Here is a 3197-nt window from a genome sequence, read left to right as displayed (position 1 = left end):
TTGGGAGTTTTTTGGGTATAACCTTCGATGCGCACCCGCATAGCGGGTGGTTTATTTGTCTCGCACCTAACGGAGCGAGACGGACTGAAAGTCAATAATAAAAAAAACAAGCAAGTTCTTGATAAAACTTGCTTGCGTCTTGGATACATTAGTATTTTCTACGATTTTTCAAGGCCTCGTTGATTTTCTTGGTTTTGATCATCGAATCGACGGAGATAAGAAACCAAACCAAGAGGTAAATCAAAACAAAGTTTAGCCAGAAGAACCAGCCGAAAAGCATATTACCCCAGCCATTGCAGATCACAGCTAGACAAACGATGGTCGCTGTCACTACAAAGTGGCAGAAAAGTAGGAAAAGGAAGGGAAAGCGATCTGTCGCATCAAGGATATAGCTTGCTACTCCAATCAAGGCGCTGACAAGGAGGACACTTAGAATAGAGCTAGGAGCCAACAAAAATGTTTTTCCTGAGAGCAGGCCTACCAGAAGAAAGACCAAGCTACCTGTTCTCAGACCATCCTGCATACCGATAAGAATTTTTTTAAAGGTCATAATTTTTCTCCTAAATTCCCAAATAGTCCATAAGCAGCTTGACATAGCGGCGACTGACATCGGTTTTGAGCTGATTGGTTAGCTTGGCAGTCATATTGCCCGAAAAGCTATCCGACAAGGATTCCAGATGATCGATGTTAATGACTGCATGACGCGATACTTGGATGAAATTGCGACTATTGAGACGATTTTGAAAACGAGTCAGCGTTTCTGTCGTTGTATAAACGCCCTCGGTACTGTAAATCATCAGGGTTGTCTGATTAATATCGGCCAGGATAATGTCCTCCGTCTTGAGCATGACCAGCTTATCATCCGACTTAATAGGCAGGACACCACTTGGACCAGCCTTATAGTGTTCCAGATAGTCTAGGACGGTCTTGGCCTCGCCAGCTAGCTGATCCGCTCTCACGACCACCAGCGGGTCTTGGGAGGAAATCTGAGCATCTTCTTCAAATCTTGTCTGCAAACCTAAGCCTCCTACTTTATTTACTTGAAGCTCATCCGTCGATTCAGCAGCCAATTTTGACCTAGCCAGAACAGGGCTACTGCCGTGAGCACTACTCCAACTATATAGTATGTTTCTTGGCTTGTCAAGAGCTTTTGCCATTCGATACGGATACCTAGGAGCTTCTCAAAATCTTGCTGGAGCTGACCCTGACCAGCAAAAACTTCTGTCAGAGACTCCTTCATCAGGACTTGTCTGAAGAGGGAAGCCATGTAGGTTGAGGGAGTCAGTTTCATGAGATTTTGAGCAAGGCTGGGCAGAGTCCCGATCGGAATATAGGTCCCTACTAGAAAACCAGAGGCCGCACCGATGACCGTCGCATATTGCCCTAAGGAATTTACCGATTTGAAACAAGGAACAACTAGAGCATTGAGAAGACTAGCCAGCAAGCTATTGAGCAGCATGAGGCAGACCAGCTGAGGAAGAAGCGCCCAGTCAAAGGAAATCTTGTCCGCTAGGATAAAGTAGGTCAGCATGACAGCAAACATGAAGACTTGCATGACAAAGCCAATCACAAAGGCACTGATTAAGTAGCTAAACTGCAAGCCCCATTGCCCCAAATCTGTGATAAAGAGATCGGCAGTCACCTTTCTTTCTCGGTCTTCGGTCTGTTGTGAAAAAGCTGATAGGGTAGTTGTCAAGGCAGTGACAGCTAGTGTTCCGCTAATCAACCAGAAGTCTAGCAACTCCGTCGCATGGCTACTTTCTGACCAAGAGCCTTTCATGTTGTCCTTTAGAAAAACCAGATATAAAACAAAGGGAATAATGGCGCCAAAGAGAGATAAGATTACCCCACTATAATTGCGAAAATAGAGTAAAAAATTTCGTTTGATCAACATTAACATTTAACGTACCTCTCTTCCTGTCAGAGCCATAAAGGCATCATCCATCGTCCCTGCTTGAAATTCAAATTGTTCGATATAGGGACCAGCCTGAGCCAATAAGGTCAGTGCTTCTTGAGTCGTCTTAGGATAAAAGAAAAACTCATTCTCCTTGCCTTGCTCCCATTCACAGCTAGTCGGCAAAGCAGCCTTCAAGTCCTCTGAATGCTGGGTCAAAATCCGCAAAACATTGCGGGCATAGCGCTCCTTGATCTGGCCTGCGGAGCCTTGAGCGATAACTTGACCATGGTCTACGATATAAATCTTATCTGCGTCGTCGGCTTCATTGAGATAGTGGGTAGTCAGGACTACGGTCATGTTTTCCTTCTGCTGCAAGTCTTTGAGCAGCTTCCAGATGCTTTCTCTAGTCTGGATATCCAAGCCTGTTGTTGGCTCATCTAGAAAAAGTAGGTCAGGGCTATTGAGCAGCGCACGTGCAATGTCTACCCGTCGCTTTTGTCCGCCAGAGAGTGTCCCATAGCGCTGTTTGGCAAAACTAGTTAGCCCCAGCTGCTCAATCAACTGTTCAATTTTACCTGCTTCCAGCTGCTTGTACTGTTTGGCACGGATTTGCAGATTTTCAACTACTGTCAAATTGGCATCTAGCACACTATTTTGAAAGACCACCCCCAGCTTGGTTTGTTCTGCATAAGTGATTTGTCCTGATGTCGGCTGCAAGAGCCCAATCAACATCTGAATCGTTGTCGACTTGCCCGCTCCATTAGGACCCAGAATTGCTGTAAAACTACTTGCTTCAATTTCTAAATTCAGGCCATTAACCGCTACCTTATCGCCATAAACCTTGGTAAGATTTTTCGTTTCTACTAACATGATCTTTTCTCCTATCCTTAACTTCTGAGACTATGATAGCAAGTCTTTTTTGAAAAATCTCAGCTTTTTGGACAAGCGGTAAAATGGGGGATATGAGAGGTAAAAATCCAGCCATCAAAAAATCCCCAACCAGAGGTCAGGGATTTGCTCTTAGCGAGCGACAATCTTGTGATAACTGCGAGAAGTTAGTAAGAATACTAAAATATAGGTCAGGAGGAAGACGCCGCAAGTTGCAAGTGTTGTCTGGATTAAGAGAGGAAGATTGGTCACACCCAATAGAGCAACAATCAAGCGCAGCATATGAAAGACCGCTGCTACATGTAGAAAAGCAAAGATGAGAGGTAGGAAGAAAACAGTCAAAATCTGCTTGCGAATGGTACTTCTAGTCTGCTTTTCATCTAAACCGACTTTTTGCAAGATGATAAAGCCA

4 protein-coding genes and 1 pseudogene are annotated in these 3197 nt (G+C 44.5%); all 5 read right to left on the bottom strand.

The genetic code is table 11. The features are described from left to right. Window positions 1-148: 148 nt before the first annotated feature. A complete protein-coding gene (locus STRDD04_RS06840) occupies window positions 149-550 on the bottom strand; it encodes a DUF3021 domain-containing protein (RefSeq protein ID WP_062200561.1) in 402 nt (133 codons plus the stop codon). A 10-nt stretch (window positions 551-560) separates the two neighbouring features. After that, window positions 561-1016, bottom strand: coding sequence for a LytTR family DNA-binding domain-containing protein (locus tag STRDD04_RS06835; protein WP_062200560.1), 456 nt, complete (start codon window positions 1014-1016; stop codon window positions 561-563). 20 nt (window positions 1017-1036) lie between these two features. Beyond that, complete coding sequence (locus STRDD04_RS06830) at window positions 1037-1900, bottom strand: ABC transporter permease (protein ID WP_062200558.1); 864 nt, start codon at window positions 1898-1900, stop codon at window positions 1037-1039. Further along, window positions 1901-2767: an ABC transporter ATP-binding protein gene (locus tag STRDD04_RS06825; protein WP_062200557.1), complete on the bottom strand. Its 867-nt coding sequence runs from the start codon at window positions 2765-2767 to the stop codon at window positions 1901-1903. A 150-nt stretch (window positions 2768-2917) separates the two neighbouring features. Continuing rightward, a pseudogene (locus STRDD04_RS06820) lies at window positions 2918-3197 on the bottom strand (ABC transporter permease); the annotation flags it as partial.

Source organism: Streptococcus sp. DD04 (assembly GCF_001578725.1).
Classification (GTDB): domain Bacteria; phylum Bacillota; class Bacilli; order Lactobacillales; family Streptococcaceae; genus Streptococcus; species Streptococcus sinensis.
Note: the sequence above shows the minus strand (reverse complement) of the source record. Positions and strands in the feature narration are given on the sequence as shown.

Excerpts from the sequence above, each read along its gene's own strand:
- STRDD04_RS06825 (WP_062200557.1), bottom strand. The coding sequence starts at position 2,767 with ATGTTAGTAGAAACGAAAAATCTTACCAAGGTTTATGGCGATAAGGTA.
- STRDD04_RS06830 (WP_062200558.1), bottom strand. The coding sequence starts at position 1,900 with ATGTTAATGTTGATCAAACGAAATTTTTTACTCTATTTTCGCAATTAT.
- STRDD04_RS06840 (WP_062200561.1), bottom strand. The coding sequence starts at position 550 with ATGACCTTTAAAAAAATTCTTATCGGTATGCAGGATGGTCTGAGAACA.